Below are 24760 nucleotides of genomic sequence, written 5' to 3' on the forward strand. Positions count from 1 at the left end.
GGACCACTCCGACGCCGGAAGTGACGCGTGTGGACGTGACAGCCCTGAACCTGAACGGCATGGACTGCGGCGCCGCCACCTCCACTCTCAAGGAGGCGGGCTTCAACAGCGAGATCACCTGCGTCGACGGCGATCCTGCGCCGACCGATGCGGACGTCGGCAAGGTCTACCGCGTCGCACCGACCGGCAACGTCGAGACGACGCAGGCCATGACTCTCACGGTCTACGCGGCTCGTGCGGGCATCCCGACGCCGACCGACGCGCCGACGATCACCGGAAACCCCGTCGCGGGTTCGACGGTGACCATCTCCTGGGGAACCGGATTCACGTGCCCGAGCGGAACGACGCTCTCCGGCTACGTCGTGTCGGTGCAGAACGGCAGCTTCGTCTCCGGTGGGCCGAACTTCCAGCCGACCCAGCGCAACACGCAGGTGAAGATCGCCGACGCCGAGGGGCAGCAGCTCATCGTCACGTACCAGGGCATGTGCTCCGGTGGCGATCAGCGCACTTCCGCGGCATCGCCCCCGCTCTCGGTGACTATCACGGCGGCCCCCGGCGACGGGGACACCGACACCGACGGGTAACCTGTAGTTCAGTTCAGCAAGCGTAGTTTTCCAGGGGGGTCATCCGTGTCCACAGAGCCACGAATCGTCGCGGGCCGGTACCGCGTCGACGAGCTCATCGGGCATGGCGGTATGGCGAAGGTCTACCGCGGGTACGATCTGACGCTCGGTCGCGACGTCGCGATCAAGATCCTCGACGCCGATCTGGCACGGGACACCACGTTCCGCAATCGATTCCGGCTCGAGGCCCAGGCCGCGTCACGGATGTCTCACCCTTCGATCGTCCGCGTGTTCGATGCCGGCGACCCCTCGACGAGCGACATCGGTTCCGACGAGCCGCCCTATATCGTGATGGAGCTCGTCAAGGGCACCCTCCTCAAGGACATCATCGCGGCGGGACCGGTGCCGGCGGCCGACGCCGTGCGCTATGTCGACGGCATCCTCGAGGCGCTCGACTACTCGCACCGCGCAGGCGTCGTGCACCGCGACATCAAGCCGGGCAACGTGATGGTGACCGACAAGGGTCAGGTCAAGGTGATGGACTTCGGCATCGCCCGTGCCGTCTCCGACTCGTCCTCCACGGTGGCTGAGACCACCCAGATCATCGGCACCGCCGCCTACTTCTCGCCGGAACAGGCCAAGGGCGAACCCGTCGATGCGCGAGCCGACCTCTACTCCACGGGTGTCGTCCTGTACGAGCTGCTCACCGGACGCCAGCCGTTCCGTGGCGAGTCGCCGGTGGCTGTCGCCTACCAGCATGTAAGTGAGACACCGGTCCCTCCGACCGAGGTCAACGAGGACGCTCCTCCAACGCTCGACCCGATCGTGCTGCGCGCACTCGCGAAGGATCCCTACCAGCGGTATCCGGACGCCGCTCACTTCCGCGCCGCCCTGGATTCCGCCATGACCGGCAATGCCCCGACGCGCAAGGAACTGGGAGCACTGACCAGCGAGCTGTACGGCGCGAGCCCGCGGCAGGCGCAGGAGACCGCGCGGTCGCTGCGGCAGTTGAGTGCGGACACCACCATGACCCGAACCCAGTCCGGACCACCGGTCGCCTGGATCTGGGCCGGAGTGGCACTGCTCGCGGTGCTGCTGGCATCGGTGCTGTTCTGGGTCGTCACGATCAGCATGCGCCCTCCCGAGGTGTCGAGCACGTCGCGAACGATCCCGAACCTCGTCAACGTGTCATCCGAGCGCGCACAGGACGACCTCGCGAACCTCGACCTCTCGTCGAAGATCGTGATCGAGACGAGCTCCGAGGTCTCCGAGGGAAACGTGATCCGCACCGACCCCGAGGCGGGGGTGTCGGTCGAGGAGGGCTCCACGGTCACGCTGTACGTCTCCAAGGGCGAGGAGACGGTCGTGATGCCCAAGATCGAGGGCATGGCACTCGACGACGCCACGAACGCGCTGAAGGCCGCCGGGCTCGAACTCGGAACGGTCATCCAACGCAACGACAAGGCGTTGGCCGCGAACACGGTCATCTCCGCCAGTGAGAAGGCCGACGCCGAGCTCGATCCGGGAACCGTCGTCAACCTGGTCGTGGCCAGCGGCACGGTGACGCTCACCGACCTCGCCGGCTGGACCGTCGACGCCGCCACGGCCAACCTCACCGATCTCGGCCTGGTGGCCGTGCCGACGGAGACAGCCGAGTGCCCGGCCACGGAGCCGCCGACCGTGCACTCCATGTCGGTCGCACCCGGTGACGTCCCGGTCGGCTCGTCCGTCCAGATCTTCTTCTGCACCGGTTGACGCGCAGGTCCCGGTGACGCTCAGCCGCCGGTGAGCCGGACCGTACCTTCAGCGTGACAGGGGGTGCAGCGTCTCGGCGCGCGCGACCGCTCCGTCGTCGCCGCACAGTTCCAGCCAGTTCGCCAGGAGTCGGTAGCCGCCCTCTGTGAGCACGCTCTCCGGGTGGAACTGCACGCCCCACACCGGCAGGTCGCGGTGGGCCAGCGCCATGACCGTCCCCTCCTCTGTCCAGGCCGTCACCATGACCTCGGGCGGCAGGTCGGAGGCCGCGAGCGCGAGCGAGTGATACCGCCCTGCATCGAACGGCGAGGGGATTCCTGCGAACAGGGGAGAAGCGTCGTGCGTGACCGACGAGACCATCCCGTGCATGAGTTCGGGAGCTGCGGTGACGGGAGTCCCGAAGGCCTCTCCGATCGCCTGGTGTCCGAGACACACACCGAGCGTCGGCACCCGCAGCCGCGTGGCGACGCGCACGGCATCGATCGACGCTCCTGCATCGGCCGGTGCACCGGGGCCCGGAGAGAGCATCACCGCGTCGTACGCCGGCACCAGCTTCTCGAGTCGGGCGGCATCCGTCGCATCCGCTTCGATCATGTCGGCGTCTGCGCCGAGCTCCTGCAGGTATCCGACCAGGGTGTGCACGAAGCTGTCGTGGTTGTCGACCACGAGCACTCGCGTCATTCGACGTCGACCTCGCCGGGGGCGATGATCGGGCTCACCCAGGGGAACACGTACCAGAACAGTCCGTAGAGCACGGCGGCGATGACGATCACGAGGATGAGCACCCGCAGCCACCACGGGCCGGGCAGCAGGCGCCAGAGGGCGGCGTACATCAGGCTTCTCCCTTTCGGATGTCCATGATCACACCGAGGGTGCGGCCGGCGGAGGCGGCGGATCGGTCAGAGCGGTCGGCGGACCCTCGGCGCGTGGCTGGAAGCTCTCGAACACCCCGTAGGCGACGATGCGCTCGGCCAAGGAGTACAGCGGAGAGCAGGCCGTGAGCGTGATGTACTGCTCCCCGGTCTGCTGCTCGGGCATCTGCGGCACGTCGGCGAGCACATCGGTCTGGCTGGGCTTCACGTACTCGAGCGTGCGGAACCGGTAGGTGTACCAGCCGTCAGGTGTCTCCACGACGATCGCGTCGTTCAACTGCAGCTTGTCGAGCTGGTTGAACGGCTTTCCCCACGTGGTCCGATGCCCGGCCAGCGAGAAGTTGCCGACCTCGCCCGGCATCTTCGAGTTGGTGTAGACCCCGATCCCCTGCTGGTCGAGCGTGCGGGCACGGCTCGTCCCGCCGAAGATCCCGAAGTTGTAGTCCGCGCCGAAACGCGGGATGTGCATCTGTCCGAACCACTGCGCATCGGCCGGGGCCGCGGGCACGGGGGGTACGTATGCCGTGGTTCCGTCGTCTTCCTCGACGACGGGCGGGAGCGCCGGGGGCTCGGCCTGTGCCAGCGCCTGAGACACGGCTGCACCCTCGTCGTTCTTCTGGGCGCTGATGATGATGTCGCCGATCCACATCTGCCACGCGACGAAGAGCAGGACGATCACGCCGGCGGTGAGGAGCAGCTCTCCGAGCACGCTCGCGAACGTCGCGCGCGAGCGCGGCCGCTGTCGCCGCGGACGCCGCCCCCCAGGCACGACGGATGCAGTCATGCGGTGATCATATCCGGGAACGCTGAGCGCGCGCCGTGGCCTCTCCGTCTGCGGCGGCATCCTGGCCTCGGCGGAGGACAGGTCTCATGGGTACAATGACGGAATGGCACGTGACCGCAAGACTGAAGAACCCGCCGTCGAGCGCGCCGAAGGCGACGCCGCTCCCAACGCCGTGTGGTTCAAGCCGGTGATGATCGGCTTCATGCTCCTGGGGCTCGTGTGGATCCTTGTCTTCTACATCTCCGGCATGCAGTACCCGATCCCGGGGCTGTCGAACTGGAACCTGGCGATCGGCCTCGGCATCGCGCTGATCGGCTTCCTGATGACCACTCGCTGGCGCTGACGCCTCCACTTCTTCCAGAAAGGCCCCCTCGCATCGCGAGGGGGCCTTTCTCATACCCATCCCGGATTCCACTCCGCTCCGGTGTACAGCAGCAACGCCACCGAAGGTCGTAGGCGGGTTCCCGGAGTGAGCATCGGGAGGGAGCCCGTTCTGCGAACGAAGGGAATCCGCCTACGACCGTCCCCCGGAGATGCCCGCCCACAAGTCCAGCCAGAGCGAAAGTTATCCACAGGTCCATCCACAGCCTGGGGAGAATTACACCGGTGTTATTCACAGGGGTTAACAACCCTGTTAACAACTCGGGATCAGGACAAAAGGATGAGCGGCGGCACGAAGGCGACGACGACGATCAACAGGACGACCAGCGCGGACAGCAGAACGATCTGCAGGGTTCGCTGGTCTCGGCGCTTCGTCTTCACCAGAATCAGGGCGACCAGGGCGCCGATGACGACTCCGCCGAGGTGCGCCTGCCAGGAGATCCGTCCACCCCCGAAGACCAGGCCGTAGACGAAGTTGATGCCGAGGATGACGAGAAGCCCGGTGACATTGGCGCCGAGGTGCCGGCCGACGATGAGCAGAGCTGCCATCATGCCGAAGATCGCTCCCGAGGCCCCGACCGTGGAGGTCAGCGGGGCGAGCACCGCCACCATGACCGAGCCGCCGAGACCGCTGATGAGGTATAGGGCGAGGAACCGGACGCGGCCGAGCATGGGCTCGAGGCTCTGTCCGAGCATCCACAACGCGAGCATGTTGAGGGCGAGGTGGATGAAGCTGCCGTGGGCGAAGACGGCGGTGAGCAGTCGCCAGGGCTCGAATGGCAGCGGCGAGAGGTTCGGGTACAGATACGGGGCCGCGAAGAGCATCTGCCCGGTGATCTGCTCGCCGATGCCGGGGATCAGCTGCAGCAGTCCGATGAACGACGTGACGGCGAGGAGAGCGTAGGTGACGACCGGCTTGCCGCTGCGGGCCATCGCCATGGTCGCGCCGTTGCCGCCCCAGCGCCGGGCCGCCTTCTTCTGAGCGGGGGTGCGGTTCTTCTTGTCCGCGTTCATGCACTCGGGACAGATGACGCCGACAGCCGCCTGCGTCTGGCACTCGGGGCAGATGGTGCGCATGCACCGCTGGCAGAGCACGAAGCTCTGCCGATCCGGATGGCGGTAACAGAAGTTGTCGCGATTGCTCGTGAACTCTGGCGTGGTCATCCGGATCGGCCGCAGCTGTCGTCAGGCCGCGACGATGTCGATCGACTGCAGCACGACTGGCTCGACCGGACGGTCGCCCGGGCCGGTCTGCACGGCGCCGATCGCGTCGACGACTGCGCGGGAAGCGTCATCGGCGACCTCGCCGAAGATCGTGTGCTTGCCCTGCAGCCACGGGGTGGGGTCCGTCGTGATGAAGAACTGCGAACCGTTGGTGCCCTCGGGCTTGCCGGTGATGGCGTTGCGACGCAGGCCGGCGTTGGCCATCGCGAGGATGTACGGCTTGTTGAAGTCGAGCTCCATGTTGATCTCGTCGTCGAAGTTGTAGCCGGGGCCGCCGACGCCCTGTCCGAGCGGGTCGCCGCCCTGGATCATGAAGTTCGGGATGATGCGGTGGAAGATGACGTCCTTGTAGAGGGGTCCGTCGCCGGGCTTGCCGGTGGCGGGGTCGGTCCACTCCTGGGTGCCGTCGGCGAGGCCGACGAAGTTCTTGACCGTCTTCGGTGCGTGATCGCCGAAGAGGTTGATGACGATGTCACCGTGGTTGGTGTGCAGGGTTGCGACATGAGAAGCGTGAGCCATGCCTTCATTCTCGCAGAGCTTCCGGTGAGTTGGCCGAGGTCTGTACCCCTGATCAGGCGAAGAAGCAAGGGTCGGGCGATTCCCTCCCGGCTTCCAGCCTGTCGTGGCAAGATGGGGAACCCGTACTCCAATGGACAGGAGAGCATCGTGAGCCTCAGCCGCAAGCGGAAGAAGGAACTGCGTCGTCTTCAGAAGGAAGCGAACCAGCTCTGGGAGAACCAGCAGGTGCTCGTCGGTCACGCCGCCGATGTCGCCCGGGAGGCCGGACGTCAGCTCGGCAGCCTCAATCGTGAGCAGGTCGTCCCGGTCATCCAGGACACGTACAACCGTCGCGTCGCCCCGGTCGTCGACCGTGGCGTCAAGATCGGCAAGCACGTCGTCGACGACAAGGTCGTCCCGATCGTGGGCGGAGTCGTCGGTTCCGCCCTCACCGCCTGGGATGTCGCCAACGCGAAGCGTCACGGTGTGGCCGTCCCGGCACCCCGCGGTGCTTTCGGGAAGAAGCAGAAGTCGGGCCCGGGTCTCGGCTCCGTCATCGCTATCGTCCTCGGCGCGGCCGCGGCCGTCGGCGTTCTCTACGCCGCTTGGCAGGCACTGCGCGCCGACGACGAGCTCTGGGTCGCGGACGACCCGCTCGCCGCACCCGACGCGTGACCCCGTCCGATATCGCCTCCGTCGCCCCGGGTGACGGAGGCGATCGGCATGCGCGGGTGCGTGAAGCGGCCGCAGCCCGCGGTCTCGAGATCGAGATCCGTGAGCGCCCGGCGGCAGGCAGCCTGTTCGAGGCAGCCGAGCTCCTCGGCATCCCGCCGTCGGGCATCGTCAAGACACTCGTCGTGAAGCGCTCCGACGACACGTTCCTGTTCGCGCTGATACCGGGCGGACGCTCGATCTCCTGGCCGAAGCTCCGCGCCCTGGTCGGAGTGAACAAGCTTCGGCTTCCGGAAGCGGAGTTGGCTCTCGCGGCGACAGGCTACGAGCGCGGCACCATCGTCCCGATCGGCAGCACCACCGACTGGCCGATCTACGCCGACGAGTCCATAGTCGGTCAGCGCATCGCCATGGGTGCGGGGGCCCACGGATACAGTCTGTTCGTCGACGCAGACGACCTGATCGCCGCCTACGGGGCGACCGTCGCAGACATCTCCGTTCCCGAAGAGCGCTGACCCCGGCCGGGACTCGGTCGGTTCAGAGGATCCCGGCCATCCGCATGGCGATGTCGACCAGCCGCACCCGCTGCAGCTCGGCCACCGCCTTCACCGGAAACCACTCGGCCATGTCGGTCGAACCGCCGGTCTCGAAGCGCAGCTTGCCACCGGTGACCTCGGCTCGGTAGACGATGCGCAGCGTGTGCAGCGGTTCTGCTGCCTTCTGCACTCGACGACCCGCGGGAATCACACGGGAATGGATGCCGAGGAGCTCGCCGACCTTGACCGTGTAGCCGGTCTCCTCGCGGAGCTCTCGACGTACGGCGTCTTCCGGAGATTCACCCGGCTCGAGCCCACCCCCGGGCATCGTCCACGCGACGCGACGACCCTCCGTCCAGCGCGCCAACAGCAGCCGTCCGTCGTCATCGGTGACGACCGCGTACGCCGCGACACGCAGGTCCATGGACACACACTATCCGTCAGCGAAGGGGGTCGATGACCGTGCGTCACGCTCCGGAAACCGACGGTCCGCTCCGATCGATCAGGAATCGAGAAGCGCTCGGTCCTCCGGCCTCCGTAATGTGATCTCCACAACGGACAGCACCAGGAGAGGACCGATCATGGCCGAGAAAGAGAAGAACTTCAGCGCCGAGGAACGCGAGGCCATGCAGGCTGCCGCGAAGGAAGCGCGCACGCGCCGCTCCAGGGCGAAGAAGTCCCCGGAGGAGCTCCGCGCCGCGGGGGAGGCCGACATCAAGGAGGCGATCGAGAAGCTCACACCCGAAGACCAGGCCCTGGCGAAGAAGCTGCATGACCTGGTCTCCGAGGTCGCCCCCGACCTGGTCCCCCGCACCTACTACGGGATGCCGGCGTGGGGTCGCGACGGCAAGGTGCTCTGCTTCTTCCAGCCGGCCAGCAAGTTCAAGGTCCGCTACGGAACGTTCGGGTTCGAACCGATCTCGAACCTCGACGACGGAACCGTGTGGCCGACCGCCTATGCCGTGACCGACCTCACGAAGGCCGACCTCGAGTTCCTGGGCGAACGCATCCGACAGGCGATCAGCTGACGACACCCTGCTGCCCCGAGGCCGCTCGGGCAGTACCGTTGAGCCGTGAGCACTCTGCCCTTCCCCGCATCCGTGTACGCCGCCCGCCTCGCCGACGCCGCAACGCTCGCGGCTGAAGCGGGAATCGATGCCGTCATCGTGGGTCCCGGACCCGACCTGCAGTACCTGCTGGGCGTGGAGGGCGACACCATCGAGCGGCTCACCGCACTCGTTCTCGGTCCCGGAGTCACGCCCACGGTGGTGGTGCCGCGGATGGAACTCGCCAAGCTGCGAACCACGGCCGCCGGTGAGCTCGGCATCCGCGTCGCGGACTGGGTGGACGGAGAGGATCCCTACGCCCTGGTCGGCGAGGCAGCGGGTGCGGTGGCACGCGTCGGTGTGTCCGACGCCCTCCCCGCCCTGCACGTCATCCCGATCGGTGAGCGCCTGGGTGTGCGCCTCGAGCTCGCCACACCGGTGCTGCGCGAGAGCCGCATGATCAAGGATGCCGAGGAGATCAGAGAGCTGCGCCGTGCCGGAGACGCCATCGACGCGGTGCACCGGCGCGTGCCTGAGTGGCTTCGTGCCGGACGCACCGAACGCGAGGTGGCTGCCGACATCGCCGAGGCGATCGTCGCCGAAGGGCACCGCACGGTGGAGTTCGTGATCGTCGGATCGGGCCCGAATGGTGCGGACCCTCACCACGAGGTCTCGGACCGCGTGATCGAAGAAGGCGACGTGGTCGTGGTCGACATCGGTGGGGCTGTCCCGAGCGGCTACAACTCCGACAGCACCAGGACATACGTGGTCGGAACCCCCGACCCCGCCGCAGCTGAGCGCATCGGAGTGCTGGTGCGCGCGCAGCAGGCTGCGGTCGATGCCGTGCGCCCCGGAGCCACCGCCTCCGAAGTGGATGCCGCAGCGCGAACCGTTCTCGACGAGGCGGGCCTCGGGGAGGCGTTCCTGCACCGCACCGGCCACGGAATCGGAGTCTCGGTGCACGAAGAGCCGTACATCGCGCCTGGCAACGATCTGGTGCTCCGCGAGGGCATGGCCTTCAGCATCGAACCTGGTATCTACTTCGCCGGCGAATGGGGTGCCCGCATCGAGGACATCGTCGTCGTGACGGCCGAGGGTGGCCAGCGACTGAACGTCGCACCGCACGGGCTGACTTCGGTCGGCTCCGACTGAGACGCACCCGGATATGCAGCGCCGTCGCAAGGTATCGTCCGCCAATGCGTCGCCGGCGACCCGCGCGCGCTACGCCCGACGTCGACAGAATCGCCTCGCGCGCGTGGACAACGACCTCACCGATGAGCAGTGGTACGCCCTGACGGACGCCTGGGGCGGGTGCGCGTACTGCGGGGGAGACGGCGCCGCTCTGCAGCGCGACTGCATCCAACCCGTGTCCCGCGGCGGCCGCTACACGCTCGAGAACGTGGTTCCGGCGTGCGCCTCCTGCAATGCGAGCAAGCACAATGACGAGGTCACGGGCTGGCTGCGCCGCAAGAAGCTCGACGAAAGGACATTCCTCGTGCGGCACGCCACGATCCTCCGGGAGCTTCGACCCGCCGAATGAAGCCGGTGCGCGCACTCGCTACTCTCGACTCATGACGACGATCGCTGCGATCACTGCCGAGGACCGCCCCGAATGGGAGGTGCTCTGGAAGGGGTACCTGTCCTTCTATGAGACCGACCTCGATGACGCGACCACGGCGGCGACCTTCAGGAGACTCGTCGACCGCGGATCGGGGATCCGTGGTGCGATCGCCCGCGATGACAACGGCGTCGCGGTCGGCATCGTCCACTGGCTGACGCACGCCGGCACCTGGACGATCACGGACTACTGCTATCTGGAAGATCTCTTCGTCGCGCCAGACGTGCGCGGCGGTGGTGTCGGCAGGGCGCTGATCACTCACGTGCGCGCATGGGCGGAGCAGCACGGGTCGTCCAAGCTCTACTGGCTCACAGCGGAGTCGAACACCACGGCGCGGGGCCTCTACGATCGTGTCGCGTCGCGGTCGGGCATGATCCACTACGAGATCGATCTCGACTGAAACGGTGACCGAAGGAAAGAAGCCCCCGGCAGGTGCCAGGGGCTTCTTCATCCTGTGGACGCGGGTGGACTCAAACCGAACACCTGGCAGCGATTGGAGCGGCTGAGTTCCGCGTGGAATCAGGCGAAGCTCGTGCTCGGCGACCAGCCGGACGGCGCAGCTGACGATGAGCCGGGAGTCGTCGTGAACCCTAGGAGACGAGCTAGAACACCCCTCACGGAGAGCCAAGTGGACGCTATCCGAACAGCCCGCGCGAACGGTGAGAGCGTGGTCTCGATCTGTCAGCGGTTCAACGTGCATCGGATGACCGTCTGGACGCACACGAGAGACTTGTTCTGACGTCCCCTTGTGCTGCACACTCCGAGGTGACCGTGCACGAGCTGCGGCACACGAGCGTTGCTGAGTCCGGAGGCCTGTCGGCTTCACTTGCGATAATGGCACCGTGAAGTTTAAGCGCCGCAACCTCGAAGCTCTTGCTGACCTCATCGTGGGCAACACGGGCCGTGACGACGCGGAAAATGAGGACGAAGCCAAGTACTTCCCCTACCGGTCCAGCATGTACATCACCTCGTTCTTCCAAGAGCTGGAGACTGAGTACCAGCATGACGGTTCCACTCGCCACCGCTGGGTGGCAGATGTGCTGGAACAGATGCTGGCCGAACCGCACGACGGACCCAACCGCCCGCCAGAGATCTTCTGTCGCCTCATCGATCAGCTGATGAGCCCGGCCGATCGTCTCAACGAAGGGTCAGACCGTCCTCGGGCGCTCGCGCAACTCAACGAGGTCCTTGGCCGCGAAGGTTTCGAGGCATTCTATGGCGAAGACAACCACTGCTATCTGCGTCATGTCGGCACCCAGACCGTGACCATCCTTGCCACCAACCCCCACCGACCCTTCAGCAAGGCTGAGCTGGAACGGCGGCAACTCCTGACGGCGTACCTCAACGAGTGCAGCGAGGATGACCTCATCGAGGAGGTGCTACTCCCGATGTTCAGACAGCTTGGCTACCACCGCATCACGGCTGCCGGGCACAAGGATAAGGCTCTGGAGTACGGCAAGGACATTTGGATGCGATACACCTTGCCGACGCAGCACATTCTCTACTTCGGAATCCAGGCGAAGAAGGGCAAGCTCGACGCTTCGGGGGCAACCAAGACGGGTAACGCCAACATGGCTGAGATCCACAACCAGGCGCTCATGATGCTGGCGCACGAGATCTTTGACCCCGAGACCAATCGTCGCGTCCTGGTCGATCATGCCTTCATCGTGGCGGGCGGCGAGATCACCAAGGCGGCGCGCAACTGGCTCGGCAACGCACTCGACGCCCACAAGCGCAGCCAGATCATGTTCATGGATCGCGACGACATCTTGAACCTCTACGTCGTCGCAAACCTACCGCTCCCAGAAGGTGCGTTGCCGCCAACGCCAACCAGTCCGTGGTCCACGAACGCCGAGACTCCGTTTTGAACCGCGACGGCGTTCGCCAGCGGCATCGGTGCGACGAAGGCAAGTTGACGTACGCTGCCAGCCTCGCCCGGCTAGCAGAATCGAGGAAGGAGTGCGATGAATAGTCACTTTCAAAAGGCAGGTGAGTTCCTGCGAGATACTGCGCAGGAGTCTGCTCGACAGGTATTAAGCGATCATCGTGATGACGGCCACATAAGGGGTTTTACTAGCGCTGCTGGTATAGCCTTGCGCCGAATTCAAGAGAAGCTCGATGCGTACAGAGAACAGATGAAGGGTCCAGGTCTGTCCAAGTCTGAGCAAGCGAACTACGCGCAACTGGACGAACTGAAGTCTGAGATCGAGGCGGAATGCGACCGCTACTGGCGAGGCAGCGGCATCGACTGGAGACCTCTAAAGCCGGTCGCCAAGGGCGTCGTCAAGCGAGCCGACGAATCACAGTCTGATGACTGAAGTGATGTCTCACTTCTAGTTAGGAAGGCTGGGATCCTCGTGCAAAGTCGTCCGCTCGTATCTCCGTGCCCTCTCCGACTGGAGTCATACCGACACGAAATCTAGATAATTGCGTCCTGCATGACCAACATGTGATTCATGATCGACAACTCCTTGACCTTGCCAAGCCCGGGAAAGTGCTGACGCTGATACAGATCGCGGAACCCGTCGATTCCTAGGTTTGTTGGGAGCGACCTTTCGTCAACGAAGTCGATGAGCTTCTCAAGGGCCTCGAAGAACTTCCCAGCCGGGTCATCCTGAGTCTCGTTGCTGTCAGAGCAGAAGTGCTTCAGGCGGACAACATCACCGGATTCATATGTGAAGTGGATAACCACCGCATAGGCAGGCCCGCCGCCGGATTGAAATCCCCTTCCAAGCGTGAGGAAATCGCTGACGCCGAGGTAGCCTGCGCTCTTGTAGCCGGCAACGCGAGTGCTGAAGATCCCCTCTTCACGGCCGACGTACTCTCGATTGCGCGGCAAAGCAGGAAACGGGTCATTCGCCCAAACCACCGGAAGGCCTCCGAGGGGAAGACCATATGACGCCGGGACCGTCCGATCTTCGGCAATGTTCCATCGAACTCCGTGATACGTCGCACCTTGTAGGGTCACGGAGAGATCCAGTTCATGAACGATGTCGAGTGTGAACTCGTGTCCAGCACCCCTGGCCTCACTGATCCAACGTGACATCGCCGCGTGATCAGCGTCAGCATTGGAGAGGACCGCAAGTCCGTGGTGCTTGAGAAGATCATTCTCAAGGTAGTAGTCGCCAAGCCCTCTCCAACTACCCTTCGAACGTAGGTCACCAACCGAGGGGTTAAGGACGAGGTCACAACTGCCTCCCTCGTCGGCTATCGCTCCCAACCTCCGCGTGAAGAGGTCGTTTGGCGCGGCCACCGGCTCGAGAACCGGTACGACACGCGAAGATGCAGCAAAACTTGAGGCGCAGTTACGCACGGCGAAGACCTCATGCTGTCGTGCCCTCAGCCTAGGCATATACATTTGCCACCTCCTGGTTCATCCAATCTTGAAGACTGGATATCTGCTGTCTCGTCGGATCAAGCTTTAAAACGGCGGGCCGCACCGGTTCGGGCAATTTAGCGATCAATGTACGGCCAGCCCGCGGCTTCCGCGCTCTCAGCTGATCGGCTACCGCGTTGTGGAAAATCAGCGGGTCCAGATCTCGGGAAGCTGCTAGTGCGTATGAGAACACCCGCGTGTTCGGGAGATCGGGAACAGTAGAGCCAAGAGCAGACAGGACTCTGAGATACTCTGCGCGACGAAGTGACCGCATTAAGACCTCTGAGTCAAGGTATTCACGGCTAAACTCCGCGTTGCGGACAGTCTCCACGCGACCGTTCACATTAAGCCAGTGAAGACCAACAGTCTCGAACTCCCGGGCAGCGAGCAGTCGTTCCACTACGCGCTTTGATGCCATAACAGACACCAAGGGTGCAATTTTCCGGTAATCGTGTAGTTGGCTATCGAGTCGGGAAGTGTTGTCGAGGTCGCTCTTGATCTCGACGGCGTGCAACGAGTCTGTCACGGCCAAGAAGTCGACGATGGAGCGGCCGACCCTGAACTCCGGCAGAAGGATGCCGTCGCTCCACGGGATCATCTGACCGAGAACGGCTCTACGGTAGACGAGATCGTTACGGTAGTGGCGCGAAAGCCATCGGTCGCAACGCCAGATCAGTGTTCGAACGGTGGATGCGCCAATGGCTAGACCACTCTCAACAAGACTTGAAATGGTGCGATTCGCCAACTTCGATGCCGGGCCGTCTCGCATCGCTGAGCGGAGAACGGGAGCCGAAAGCAATGCCGAAGCCGCTGCCGCCTGGCTCTCTACAACGCTCATGATTTGGCCTCGTTCGGGGGTCCGTACATCAGCCAGTCGAGAGTCACGGCCAACTTGGCGTACTGCGTGAGGTAGTAGGACTGCTGACGATAGCTTCGGTTGTTGTTCAGGTACTCTCGCAAGCCCTCACCGTCGCGGGTCTCGTCGAGCAACGACCAAGGGTGGCCAAGAATCCAGTCCTCTCCTTCGCGATCGAGCACGTCTTGAAAGGTCACACCATCCGGGAGAGAGCGTTTTCCCAGGTTCTTGGTTTCTCGGGATATATAGGAATGAATCTTGGATGGGACCTCAAGCTGCGGCAGCAAGCTCCCCGCCTCGTCAAGGAATCCACCTTGCCGGAGATGCTTCCAGTAGGGCACATACCAGTTGCTAGCGAAGGAACTCCCGAACGCCTCCGATATCACCTGGTCACTGGGAAGCCCACGGTCTGGCGAACCAAGCACATCATCAACGAGGTCCCAGCGAGATAGGCCAATGATCCCTTTAACAGTCATCTTGGCACCAACACCGAACACCACGTCGAGTTGATCCGAAGCTGACTCAATGTCGGAAACCTGCACGAGTCGACCGTCAGGATCGTTGCTCTTCACCAGTTCGTAAATCTGATTCTTGAGCTGACGTAGAACACGAGCCGGAAGCGCCCTCTCCTTGATTCCTAGCGCTCGAAAGACGTCGATGAAGTCGGGGACAACAATCTCAAATGCCTCGATTTGACCACCTTCGATCTGCACAGTTCGAGAGCGAATCTCTGGGGAAGCTTCCGAGTCCCAGTTGACGAAAAGTAGGCGCTCCTTAAGCTTGCTCGCGTTGGTGCCACGCATCGCCTTCACCAGCGAACGAAGTATCTCAAGTACGTTGTTGTCACTCAGGCTGTAGCCAAGGAAAACGATCGGGTGCTCGACGAAGAAGGTCATCAGCTTGGCGGCAAGGTACGCATCTCGCTCTTGAAAGTCCTCGTAGTCCTCCCCCGTCAGAACGAGTGAACGCGGCTGCTGCGAGGACCCGTGAATCATGTAGATTTCCGCGATACCTTGTGGATCGGCAAACAGCAACTCATCTTGGCCAGTAAAGACGGTGTAGTCAGGGTAAACAACGGACATCAGCCTGTCGAAGTTGGTCGTTATCACTCCTTCGACGTTTGCGCTCTGCAGGAGCGAGAACTCGGAAGCGTGCTCGGCCGTCGGCTCGAATCCTTCAATCGCTTCTTCGAAATACCTTGCCACTTCGATCTTTAGCGCTGATGAGGGATCAGTAACCTCAGGACCATACCTGTCTCTCGAATCTGAGAATCGCTTATCGGACCACCACACCGAGTAAAACTCATTGGCCAGCAGTGAGGCAGTCTTAGGAAGATCGCCTGAAGCGAGGCCACGGTAGTACTCATACGGGTGGCTAGTAAATGCAGCAAAGTGTCTGAGGAGACCTTCCCAATCGGGCAGATCAGCATACCGTCTTGAAATCCCCGAGCCGATAAACAGGTACGGCGCAGCCATCGTCTTCAGATGAGAGCTGAGGAAGTCGTACGCGGTACCCATGCTACATAGGGTATCTTCCGGCGTCCTCCCGCGTAGTCGGTTCCGTGGTGACACGCCCGGCGGAGCAGTTTTCCACCCGCCACAACGTCGTCACCGAGTGGTTCTCCGCGTGGCGTGTCGTCGCGCGCCTGATGAGGTCGCGGGTCAGAGTCCACGTCGTGGTGTGTTGCCGACGGTCGACTGAGGTCCTCTGTGATCATCGTGTTGAGCACTCGCCTTGATGTGCCGCAACGCATGCTGACCGGCTCGGTACTCGGCCGCTTGGTCAGGGCCACGCACGATGTTCGGGTCGCCCAGCGGTGCCGGGCCGCTGACGTCGTATTGGTAGCGGTACAGCGCGACCGTGGCGGCGTGTGCTTCCCACCGCTCTCGCGCTTCGGGTCGTGAACTCGGCTGGCCGAGCCGCGCCACCCATTCGGCTCCCGCTTCTTGGGCGTCGTGCAGGAGTCCGCGCGCGGCAGCCTCGATCAGCGCCTGCCGCTCGGTGAGCGCGGTCTGCATGTCGTCTGCGATCGGCTCGGCAGGCGTGGAGATGAGTCCGGCAACTCGTACTGTGGTTCGTTTGCCGGGCCGGAGCTTCTGAGTGGCTTGGTCGAGCATGTCGGCCAGCTGCGCGGCGGGGTCGGCCTGGTCTTCGCCGGGCGTGAGTCTCGGTGCGAGCGCGGTGAGCGCGACGGCTGCAAGGTGGCCGGCTGCCTCGTGACGTGCGAGTGCGCTCTCCAAGCGCTCGTAGTAGGGGCTGGTGAACACGTCGTCGGCCACGTTCTCGGGGAACGGCGCGATGTCGAGCAGCGCGGCCCAGCGGTCGATCTGCGCTTCGCGGGCGAGCACGTCGTACTCGGCGAGCAGCGTGGACAGCGAGGCGTGACGGTCTACCTCGAGCGTCAGCGTCTCGGTCGCGGAGAGGTCGGCGTCGCTGCGCGCAAGCACCTTGGCAAGCCGGTCGATCAGGGTCAGCGGCTTCGGCTGGTCGAGATGCGGCTCGACCTCGTGCGGGTCAGGCACGATCACGTAGGCGTGGTTGCGGTGCTTACCGCGCGTCATCGCCACGTAGAACAACTCCCGCGACGAGACTTCGGGGTCAACGAGCGCGTGCGCGGTATCCACGCTGGCTCCCTGGGCACGGTGGACGGTGGAGGCGTAGCCGAGTTCGAGTTCCTCGCGCACGTACTTCGCAGGCAACACGAGTGCCTTGCCGTGGGGCTTGTCGCCGCGCCCCAGCCGCCGCACAGCGAGCGAGCCGTCGTCGTAGCGGTGCGTGACTTGCCAGCGATCACCGTTCTTGACCCATGCCCTGCCGGTGGACAGGCGGCGGTCGTTGAGCCGGGTGACGACGAGATCGCCGACGCCTGCGGTGGTGCCGTCGTGCAGACGCAGACCGTCGGCCTCAACCTGCCCGGTCTCGATGAGGTCGGCGCGGGCGCGCTCGTTGAGTTGGGCGACCATCTCGCCGGTGCCCGCAATCATCAGCGTGCGCAGGCCCGCGTCGCGGTCGCTGCGCCATGCTTCGTAGATCGCATTGAGCATGGCCTCGGCGTCACCGTCCGCCAGCCTGCCGCGCTCCTGGTACTCGTCGAGCGCATCGGTGCGTCCGTGTCGCAGGCCGAGGCTGGCGCTCTTCTCCCAATCGTTGGCGAAGCGGCGCACATCGGTGAGTTCGGGAACGCTCTGACGGTGTCGCACGAGCATCCCGAACGCCCCGCCTGTCTCGACCGCGCTCAGTTGCGCCCAATCGCCGATGAGGACGACCTTGGCTCCGACTTCGGTGGCGTGCTCGGCGATGCGATCGAGCGCGAGGGTTCCGGCAAGCGAGGACTCGTCCACAAGCACGAGCTGCCCGGCTTCGAGGTTCCAGCGTCCGTGATGGTGTTCGTAGAGGAACTTCGCGGTGTTCTCTGCTCGCACGCCGAGGGAGTCGCCGAGCACTTCGGCGGCAGCTGCCGACGGCGCGAGGCCGATCACCGAGTCGCGTCCGTACGCGGCTGTCCATGCCCGGTGCAGAGCGCGTAGCGCGGTGGTCTTGCCGGAACCAGCGGGGCCGACCAGCAGATCGAGGCTCAGCCCGGAACGGGCGATGCGGGTGATAGCGACGGCCTGGTCGGGGTCGAGCCGAACGCCCCTGATCTTGCGAGAGGTATGCCGCGCGACGAGCCGCGCCGTCAATGCTGGCCCGCCGGTGCGCTGGCTGTGTGCGAGTAGGCGCTGCTCGGCGTCGAGGATGTCTTGGCTGGAGTACGCGATCTGATCGACCGGCTGGAACCTGTTGCCCTCGCTCTCGACGTAGTGGGCGGGTAGGGCGCGGTGGTAGTCGGGGGTGAGCCGCAGCGATTCGGCTTCGGCGTGCGCGACGATCTGGTCGAGCACCTGGAGACGGTCGTCGGTGGTTGCGAACCGGACGCCCATGATCTGCCGCATGGTCTCGGCGTGCAGGTTGAAGCGCCCCCAGGTTGCGCGCCGGTTCGCCACGCTCATCAGCACCACCGAGGCGAGATCCTCGATCTGCTCCAGCCCGAGATCGTCCGCGCGCAGCCGGGCTTCGGTCGCACCCCGGTCGAGCAGGTGCTGCGCCCAGGTGGGTGCGTCCTCGCCGAGCACGACCTCGGCACGCGCCCGCCAGTCGGTGGTGAGGTCGGCCAGCGAGTGCAGTTCTTTCTCTGGTCGCGTCTCCAAGGTCGCCTGTTGCCGGAGCTTCGCAATCGTCGCCGCTGAGGGTTGCCTGCCGTGCTCGGCGACGTACTGCTCGATCAGCCGGTTCTTGACCTGCTCGATGCCCGCCCCGCCGTCGCTGCCGCCGGTGGTGCGTCGGGAGAACTCCGCGATCAGCGCCGCCGGTACGCCTTCGATCTCCCATCCGGTGTTGCGGTCTTTGCCCCGGTCGACGGGCACCCACGTCACGCCGAGCAGCCGCGCGGTGTGATCGGTGAGGAAGGCGTTGTACGACTCCGAGAGAGCGACAGCGGCCTTGTGCAGTCGGCGGGAGTCGAGGGTGCGCCAGCGCCCATCTACGCCCTGCACCTTGTTTGACACCACGACGTGCGTGTGTAGTTGCGGGTCGGCGGCTCGGGAGTCGTAGTGGTCGAACGCGGTGGCGATCACGCCCACGATCGGCATCTGCGCGATACCGCCCGCACCGACGCGGGTTGCAGCGACCCGCTGTTCCAGCAACGCGATCGTGTCGCGCATCGCGGCGTGATGCGCCTGCGCAATCAGGGCTTGCGTGCCCGCGTCGGCCACGCCCCAGATCGCGCTGACCGACTTCGGTGGGGAGAACGTCAAGTCGAACCCTGCAACGGCGGTGCGAGGCTTCTTCGCAACCTCTCCCTCACGGATGCGCTCCACAGCCTCGGCCCGCGCCGCGCCACGCAAGCCGGGGTCGAGGCGTGCAACGCGCGCCGCAATCCGCTCGCGTGGGGGTTGCAACGAGGGGAACCTCTTGCCGAGCTTACCGCCAGTGACCGGATGGATGCCGTCACCGAGCAGTCGGGCCAGGTGTTCCTCAGTCACCGTGTCGCCCTCGGCCAGCGCCGGGGTGCGCCCGTCGTCGAGGCTCATCAGGCCGGTGCCGACCCAGGTTCCGGGCGGGCAGCCGGACTCGGTGTAGTACCGGGTCAGCGGGCTGCTCATCTCCCGGTCGCCGTCGCCGACGACGACCGATTTCAGCAGGTACTCGTAGCCCTTGCCGGACGACATGACACGGATGGTCATCACCACGACGGCCCCTCCCCGAGACCGTCACATCAGGGGCGATCTCGGGGGTTAGGTGCGCGCGCAGCGCGCGGCTCGCACTCTTAGTGCCAGACGTGTGGGGGAATCTGAGGGGCGGTCAAGGGAGCGGGAGCGCGGAGGCCCTAGCGCTGGGAGTCGTAGCCGGGGCTGGGCTGACCGGATACGTTCCGCTCTCGCCCTCTGAGTGCCTGAGCCGCGTGACGACAACGACGGCGAGCGGTGGCACTGACTCGCTTCGTCGAAGGGATGCGGCAAGTGAGAGAGGAGTTCCAGAGTTAGTACGGAAGAACGATATAGCGTACTATCGTGCTTATGATCAAGCCTGGTGAGGATTTGAGAGCGGAGCTGGAGGCGCTGTCCGAGCGCATGGCACGGTTGGAAGCGATGGCCGAAAGCCCCGATCGGGCGCGTGATTCTTCACCAATCCTGGATGAGGAGCAGTTCTGGGCTTTGACGGGCTTACAGTCCCAGCTGAACGATCACCCCTCGACAGTCGAGGGGGCGGTCATGCTGGTGGGTTCGCTCAAACTGCCGGATGGTACGCCGGTAGCGTGGCAGCAGGCCGCGGGCACCGCGGGTATTTGGGAGACGGAGTGGTCCGATCAAGCCGCGGCATTCTCTGCGCTCGGGCATCCTGTGCGACTGGAACTGCTGCGCCATATCCTCTCGGGCACGCACGCGACGGCTGATCTTGCCGAGGTTGCGTCTCTCGGCACGACCGGACAGCTGCACCACCATCTCCGGCAGCTTGTCGCAGCGGGCTGGGTCAAGCAGAGCGGTCGCGGGAATTACGAGGTGCCCGCGGCGCGGATCGTGCCGCTGCTGGCCTGCCTGGTGGGGGCGGGGCGATGAAACGAGCAGTGCTGGCGCTGTACCGCGTGCGAATCCCGCTCTACTACCTCGCGGCAGTGGTCCTCATCGGCAACGCAGTCTTGGGGCGCTTCATGAGTGCCGGAGGTGTTCGTGAGGTGTGGCTCGCTGCTGTGTTCGCCGCTCTCGCACTTGCCGGTCTCTGTCTGATGCTGGTGTTCCTGGCACCGCGACTACTCCCGGACTCTCCGGTCCGGGTGGTCGAGCCACCAGTGCGAGGCCGGTGGTTGGGGATGAATAGTCCAGCCTCGAAGGTTCCTAGCCACGGTGTGAGGGCCTATGGGCAGGCTTATGCCATCGATATTGTCGCCGACCCGGTGGCTGAACCGCGCCCGGAGTTCGGTGGCGCGATGATGCGGCTACCGAGTGCGTATCCTGCGTTCGGTGAGCCCGTATTCGCGATGGTCGACGGGGAGGTCGTACGCGCTTCAGGATGGCGCAGGGATCACCGGGCCCGCTCCAACGGTTGGGGCATCGTCTACATGATGATCGAGGGCATGATCCGCGAAATCGGCGGGCCAGGGTTCGTCATCGGAAATCACGTCACCATCCGCAGTGGCGATGGCGCATACGCGACTGTCGCACATCTGCAGCAGGGATCGCTGACCGTGAAGGTCGGTGACCGGGTGACTGCTGGCACGGTCATCGGAGGCTGCGGGAACTCTGGCAACACCAGCGAGCCGCATGTGCATGCGCAACTCATGGACCGCGCCTCACTTTGGACCGCACAGGGCCTCCCGATGAGCTTCTCCGGCATCACGCTCGACAACCATCCCGAGGCCGTTGACGCGCTCCCAGCGAACGAGCAGCATATGACAGCGACAGGAGAGCGCCACGAAGCATTGCCACGTTAGGTGTTAGGAAGCCACGGCGTGTTGGAGGACTTGGAATGCGACGGCGACGACAAGGGCGTTGTAGAAGAAGGAGACCACGCCGTGGATGAGGACGAGTCGTCGAGCGGGGAGGGTTTTGAGTGTGGCGTCTGAGGTGGCGAAGGATGTTCCGATGGTGAAGGAGAAGTAGAGGTAGTTGAGGAAGACGGGGCGGTCGTTGCCGGGGAAGGTGATGGCGTCTTGGTCTGAGGCGATGTCGGTGGCTTCATACATCTGCGCGAAGCCGGTGTGCAGGAGTGTCCAGGACAGGACGACACCGATGGATGCGGCGACGCCGAGCAGGGCGTCGTTGTGGATGCCGTCGCCGCGGGCGATCAGGGCGAGCACGGCGGAGTTGACGCCGGCGAAACTGGAGATGAGGGGAAGAACCCACGACCATCGTGCGACGGCGCGGACGTCGCCGCGGGAGACTCGGGAGGGGCGTTTGCCGCTCCAGGCGAGGGTGAACCCGATAGCGAGGTAACCGGTCGCGAGTGCTTCCCAAGCGATCAGCGCCCAGAGTTCGCTGGAGACCACGTAAACGAGGCTGGCGACGATGATGCAGATTTCTGCGACCGCGCCGACCCAGAACCCTCCGCGGGAACGTGTACGTGCCATCGGCTCCTGCTTTCGTGTCGGGTGGCGTGGTCGGTCTGCCGGTGTTCGGCGACGATCGCGTGCCGTAGGCGGGAACGGGCCGATGCGACCCATTGTCCCATCGAGGGTTCCGGGCTTGAAGTCCTGGAGCCCGGTGCTCGTGTCGTGGTCTTAGGTGGCGGTGCCCGAGTACAGGTAGACGCCTAGGGCTTCAGGTTTGCCGTCGAGGACGAGGTTCATGTCTTCGGAGGCGGTGCGGGTCATGCCCTGCTTCTCGTAGAACTGGAAGGTGCACAGGGAGTCGGTGTAGAGGTAGAAGTCGCTGCGTCCGAGGCTGCGGAGGTGGTCGAGGTAGTCGCGGTAGAGGGTCTTGCCGATGCCGAGTCCGCGGGTGCTGGAGTCCACGGCGAAGAGCGTCAGTTCGTCGGTCAGCGGGCTCGGGGTTTTCTTGCGCAGCTCACCGTATACGCGGTCGAAGGCGAAGTATTGGCGCATCGACTTCCACTGGGGCAGGCCGAGGATGCCGGCGCGGAGCGTGTGCGCCAGGGTCAGGAGTCGGTTGGTGAATCGGCCGCCGAGGCGTGGCTGCCCGTCGACTTGGCCCATGATGATGCCGACGACACGTTCGTCCTGGACCGCGACGCGGGTCCAGGTGCTGGCCAGGAGGCGCTCGCGCAGGTAGATCTCCAGCGCACTGTCAAGGACCAGGCGGCCGGTGACGTAGCGGTGGATGTAGAAGGCTTCGTTGATGATCTTCTTGATGTCCTCGGCGTCTTGCGGCTGGTAGGGGCGGTAGACGATGTTGGTCATGGCGTGGTTTTCCTTTCCGTGAATGGTGTGGGTCAGCCGGATGAGTCGTCACGTTGCGTGAGGGCGATCAGGTCGGCTTCGAGGGCGGTGCGGTCGGGCTCGGTCAGGACGGCTCCCCACAGCGGGGCGCTGTTGGACCCGTCGGTGGCGGCGATGACCATGCGAGCGATCGCGGGGTCGAGGCCGTCTTCGAAGAGCGCGCTGCGCCACTGCGCGGCGTCTGCTTGGGCGAGTTCTTCTAGGGCGGGCTCGAACATCAGGTGAGCGGCTAGGGCGATGTAGTCGCGTAGCCCGCTGGGGTCCCCGGCGTGAGCGAAGCTGACGCGGATGTAGGCGCGGGTGAGTCTGCCCGGGACCCCTTCGGGCTCGGCGGTCGCGGCCTGCTCGACGTGGCTGCGGAACTGGGTCATCAGGTTGGTGGCCACCCCGTTCAGCAGTGTTTCCTTGTTCGGGAAGTGGTAGAGCAGGCCGCCTTTGGAGACCCCGGCGGCCTCGGCGATGTCGGTCACGGGCACCGTGGTGCCGTGCCGGCCGATCAGGCGTGCGGCCGAGGTCAGGATGAGTTGTCTGGTCTCGTCTGCGCTGCGTCCGGCGGTCCGTGCCATGATGCGTCTCCTTTCTCGTGGGTTCGGTTCAAGGATTTCAGTTGTGGTCAGGTTTTCAGTGGTCGGCGGTGACGGCGTCCTTGTTGTTCGGGATGAGGGTGAAGGCCACGATCGCGGCGAGGACCATCACTCCCCCGGCGATCAGGGTGGTGGACTGCATTGCCGAGACGAACGCGTGCTGCGCGGCTTCCAGGACCGGGCTTCCGGGCTCGAGGACCGCGGTCGCCGAGGCGAGTGAGTCCTCGACCCGGGCCGCTACCTCGCCGGGAACACCTGTCGGCAGGTCGAGGCCTCCGCGGTAGAACACGCTCATCAGCGAGCCGAGGATCGCGATGCCCAGGGCCACGCCGAGCTCGTAGGCGGTCTCGGCGACCGAGGCCGCGGCTCCGGCCTTGGCTGGCTTGACGGCGGAGACCACCGCATCCACCGACAGGGTCTCGGCGACACCGATGCCCAGCCCGAGTGGGACCACGGCCAGCAGCACCCAGGCCAACTGCTCGCTGCTCTCCAATGCGGCCAGCAGCCCAAGCCCGACCGCGCCGGTGATCAGAGCCACCCCGATCGCCCGGCCGCGACCGAGACGGGTGAGGAGGAACCCGACCACTGCCACAGCGGCCATCGCCGAGAGGGCGGCGGGTAGCTGCGCGAGTCCGGCCTGGAGCGGGCTGAGGCCGCGGGCGAGCTGGAGGTACTGGGAGAAGAAGAACAGCACACCGCTGAGGGCGAACACCGAGATGAAGTTGACCAGCACCGCGCCGCTGAAGGCAGGCACGCGGAACAGGTCCACGTCGATCATCGGAGAGGCGGTCTTGCGCTGACGGCGCACGAACAGGATGCCGCCGACCACGCTCGCGATGATCGCCGCTGCGGTGAGGAGGTCGAACTTGCCGCCGGTGACCTGCTTGATCGTGTACACGAACGGGATGATCGCCAGCATCGACAGGCCGCTGGAGATCAGGTCGAACCGGCCGGGGTTGGGGTTGCGGGACTCCGGCAGCAACCACGCGCCCAGGCCGATGACCAGTGCCATGACGGGCAGGTTGATCAGGAACACCGAGCCCCACCAGAAGTTCTCCAGCAGTGCCCCGCCTACCAGAGGGCCAAGTGCGATGCCGCTGGCGGCCGCTGCCGACCAGATCGCGATCGCACGGGTGCGCTCAATCGGATCGGTGAAGATGTTGCGGATCAGCGACAGCGTCGAGGGCATGATCGTCGCTCCGGCCACACCCAGCAGCAGGCGTGCGGCGATGAGGACTTCCGCGGTCGGCGCGAAGGCGGCCAGGATGGAGGCGAGTCCGAACGCTGCGGCTCCGATCAGCAGCAGCTTCTTGCGCCCAATCCGGTCGGCCAGGTTCCCCATCGTGACCAGCAGCCCCGCCAGGGCCAGGGAGTAGATGTCCCCGATCCACAGCACCTGCGAGGCCGTCGGGGACAGGTCGGCGGTCAGCGACGGCACCGCCAGATACAGCACCGTGGCGTCAATGGCCAGCAGCAGCACCGCTCCCACCAGCACAGCCAGCGAGGCCCATCGCCTGGCTGGCGTCATCAGTTCATTCATGTTCAGTCTCCTCAGTATCTTCCT

General features: G+C 65.0%; 26 protein-coding genes and 1 pseudogene. 13 read left to right on the forward strand and 14 right to left on the reverse strand.

The annotated features are described in order from the left end of the window. Positions 1–584 (forward strand): annotated as a pseudogene (locus AX744_RS08505) (serine/threonine protein kinase); the annotation flags it as partial. Between the two features lie 45 nt (positions 585–629). Beyond that, positions 630–2318: a Stk1 family PASTA domain-containing Ser/Thr kinase gene (pknB, locus tag AX744_RS08510; protein ID WP_058630932.1), complete on the forward strand. Its 1689-nt coding sequence runs from the start codon at positions 630–632 to the stop codon at positions 2316–2318. A 48-nt stretch (positions 2319–2366) separates the two neighbouring features. Here pknB and AX744_RS08515 read toward each other — a convergent pair whose 3' ends face one another. From AX744_RS08515 to AX744_RS08520, 3 genes are read right to left on the reverse strand one after another with little or no spacing between them, the layout of a single operon-like run. Further along, positions 2367–2999: an anthranilate synthase component II gene (locus AX744_RS08515; RefSeq protein WP_061016328.1), complete on the reverse strand. Its 633-nt coding sequence runs from the start codon at positions 2997–2999 to the stop codon at positions 2367–2369. Next, on the reverse strand, positions 2996–3151 hold the full coding sequence (locus tag AX744_RS20610; protein ID WP_046747986.1) for a membrane protein: 156 nt from the start codon (positions 3149–3151) through the stop codon (positions 2996–2998). Before AX744_RS20610 ends, AX744_RS08515 begins: the two co-directional genes overlap by 4 nt. Before the next feature lie 28 nt (positions 3152–3179). Continuing rightward, a complete protein-coding gene (locus tag AX744_RS08520) occupies positions 3180–3974 on the reverse strand; it encodes a class E sortase (protein ID WP_058630934.1) in 795 nt (264 codons plus the stop codon). A gap of 103 nt (positions 3975–4077) precedes the next feature. On the opposite strand from AX744_RS08520, the gene AX744_RS08525 reads away from it, so the two are divergent. Next, complete coding sequence (locus tag AX744_RS08525) at positions 4078–4317, forward strand: cell division protein CrgA (protein ID WP_045263578.1); 240 nt, start codon at positions 4078–4080, stop codon at positions 4315–4317. Between the two features lie 305 nt (positions 4318–4622). Here the strand turns inward: AX744_RS08525 and AX744_RS08530 are convergent, their stop codons facing one another. Further along, positions 4623–5519 (reverse strand): rhomboid family intramembrane serine protease, encoded by an 897-nt coding sequence (locus AX744_RS08530; RefSeq protein WP_061016330.1) that lies wholly within the window; start codon positions 5517–5519, stop codon positions 4623–4625. A 21-nt stretch (positions 5520–5540) separates the two neighbouring features. Continuing rightward, positions 5541–6098, reverse strand: coding sequence for a peptidylprolyl isomerase (locus AX744_RS08535; protein WP_046747983.1), 558 nt, complete (start codon positions 6096–6098; stop codon positions 5541–5543). A gap of 147 nt (positions 6099–6245) precedes the next feature. Between AX744_RS08535 and AX744_RS08540 the strand changes: the two genes are divergently transcribed. Beyond that, positions 6246–6752, forward strand: coding sequence for a hypothetical protein (locus AX744_RS08540; protein ID WP_046747982.1), 507 nt, complete (start codon positions 6246–6248; stop codon positions 6750–6752). Positions 6753–6808: 56 nt separating this feature from the next. After that, on the forward strand, positions 6809–7264 hold the full coding sequence (locus AX744_RS08545) for an aminoacyl-tRNA deacylase (protein ID WP_171011004.1): 456 nt from the start codon (positions 6809–6811) through the stop codon (positions 7262–7264). A gap of 22 nt (positions 7265–7286) precedes the next feature. Here the strand turns inward: AX744_RS08545 and AX744_RS08550 are convergent, their stop codons facing one another. After that, the gene (locus AX744_RS08550; RefSeq protein ID WP_058630936.1) at positions 7287–7709 is read right to left on the reverse strand and encodes an NUDIX hydrolase; all 423 of its coding nucleotides are present in this window, start codon (positions 7707–7709) and stop codon (positions 7287–7289) included. Between the two features lie 157 nt (positions 7710–7866). Between AX744_RS08550 and AX744_RS08555 the strand changes: the two genes are divergently transcribed. From AX744_RS08555 to AX744_RS20275, 6 genes are all read left to right on the forward strand, one after another. Continuing rightward, positions 7867–8313, forward strand: coding sequence for a DUF1801 domain-containing protein (locus AX744_RS08555; RefSeq protein WP_061016333.1), 447 nt, complete (start codon positions 7867–7869; stop codon positions 8311–8313). Between the two features lie 45 nt (positions 8314–8358). Further along, a complete protein-coding gene (locus tag AX744_RS08560) occupies positions 8359–9483 on the forward strand; it encodes a M24 family metallopeptidase (protein ID WP_061016335.1) in 1125 nt (374 codons plus the stop codon). 103 nt (positions 9484–9586) lie between these two features. Next, positions 9587–9871, forward strand: a complete 285-nt coding sequence (locus AX744_RS08565) for an HNH endonuclease (RefSeq protein ID WP_331709301.1) — start codon at positions 9587–9589, stop codon at positions 9869–9871. 31 nt (positions 9872–9902) lie between these two features. Next, positions 9903–10349, forward strand: coding sequence for a GNAT family N-acetyltransferase (locus AX744_RS08570; protein WP_061016339.1), 447 nt, complete (start codon positions 9903–9905; stop codon positions 10347–10349). A gap of 442 nt (positions 10350–10791) precedes the next feature. Beyond that, on the forward strand, positions 10792–11817 hold the full coding sequence (locus AX744_RS08575; RefSeq protein ID WP_036340952.1) for a hypothetical protein: 1026 nt from the start codon (positions 10792–10794) through the stop codon (positions 11815–11817). 96 nt (positions 11818–11913) lie between these two features. Next, a complete protein-coding gene (locus AX744_RS20275; protein ID WP_101556366.1) occupies positions 11914–12267 on the forward strand; it encodes a hypothetical protein in 354 nt (117 codons plus the stop codon). A gap of 101 nt (positions 12268–12368) precedes the next feature. On the opposite strand, the gene AX744_RS20280 is transcribed toward AX744_RS20275, so the two are convergent. The 4 genes from AX744_RS20280 to mobF all read right to left on the reverse strand — a co-directional run bounded on the left by AX744_RS20280 (position 12369) and on the right by mobF (position 19403). Next, positions 12369–13307, reverse strand: a complete 939-nt coding sequence (locus AX744_RS20280; RefSeq protein ID WP_127434961.1) for a sce7725 family protein — start codon at positions 13305–13307, stop codon at positions 12369–12371. Continuing rightward, complete coding sequence (locus AX744_RS20285; protein WP_127434960.1) at positions 13294–14163, reverse strand: sce7726 family protein; 870 nt, start codon at positions 14161–14163, stop codon at positions 13294–13296. The genes AX744_RS20280 and AX744_RS20285 overlap by 14 nt, the downstream gene beginning before the upstream one ends. Further along, a complete protein-coding gene (locus AX744_RS08585) occupies positions 14160–15698 on the reverse strand; it encodes an SIR2 family protein (RefSeq protein WP_080695011.1) in 1539 nt (512 codons plus the stop codon). Before AX744_RS08585 ends, AX744_RS20285 begins: the two co-directional genes overlap by 4 nt. 144 nt (positions 15699–15842) lie before the next feature. After that, a complete protein-coding gene (gene mobF, locus AX744_RS08590) occupies positions 15843–19403 on the reverse strand; it encodes a MobF family relaxase (RefSeq protein WP_231728764.1) in 3561 nt (1186 codons plus the stop codon). Between the two features lie 333 nt (positions 19404–19736). Here mobF and AX744_RS08595 point away from each other — a divergent pair, with 333 nt between their 5' ends. After that, on the forward strand, positions 19737–20276 hold the full coding sequence (locus AX744_RS08595) for an ArsR/SmtB family transcription factor (protein WP_052001286.1): 540 nt from the start codon (positions 19737–19739) through the stop codon (positions 20274–20276). Next, a complete protein-coding gene (locus AX744_RS08600) occupies positions 20273–21148 on the forward strand; it encodes a M23 family metallopeptidase (RefSeq protein WP_036340961.1) in 876 nt (291 codons plus the stop codon). The genes AX744_RS08595 and AX744_RS08600 overlap by 4 nt, the downstream gene beginning before the upstream one ends. Positions 21149–21151: 3 nt before the next feature. On the opposite strand, the gene AX744_RS08605 is transcribed toward AX744_RS08600, so the two are convergent. From AX744_RS08605 to AX744_RS08620, 4 genes are all read right to left on the reverse strand, one after another. Next, positions 21152–21784, reverse strand: coding sequence for a DUF1345 domain-containing protein (locus AX744_RS08605; protein WP_052001289.1), 633 nt, complete (start codon positions 21782–21784; stop codon positions 21152–21154). Positions 21785–21934: 150 nt separating this feature from the next. Further along, on the reverse strand, positions 21935–22573 hold the full coding sequence (locus AX744_RS08610; protein ID WP_036340964.1) for a GNAT family N-acetyltransferase: 639 nt from the start codon (positions 22571–22573) through the stop codon (positions 21935–21937). Positions 22574–22605: 32 nt separating this feature from the next. After that, positions 22606–23178, reverse strand: a complete 573-nt coding sequence (locus AX744_RS08615) for a TetR/AcrR family transcriptional regulator (RefSeq protein ID WP_036340967.1) — start codon at positions 23176–23178, stop codon at positions 22606–22608. Between the two features lie 55 nt (positions 23179–23233). Continuing rightward, the gene (locus tag AX744_RS08620; protein ID WP_036340970.1) at positions 23234–24736 is read right to left on the reverse strand and encodes an MFS transporter; all 1503 of its coding nucleotides are present in this window, start codon (positions 24734–24736) and stop codon (positions 23234–23236) included. Between the last annotated feature and the right edge of the window lie 24 nt (positions 24737–24760).

It is taken from the genome of Microbacterium sp. CCH5-D1 (genome assembly GCF_001557335.1).
Lineage (GTDB): Bacteria > Actinomycetota > Actinomycetes > Actinomycetales > Microbacteriaceae > Microbacterium > Microbacterium oxydans.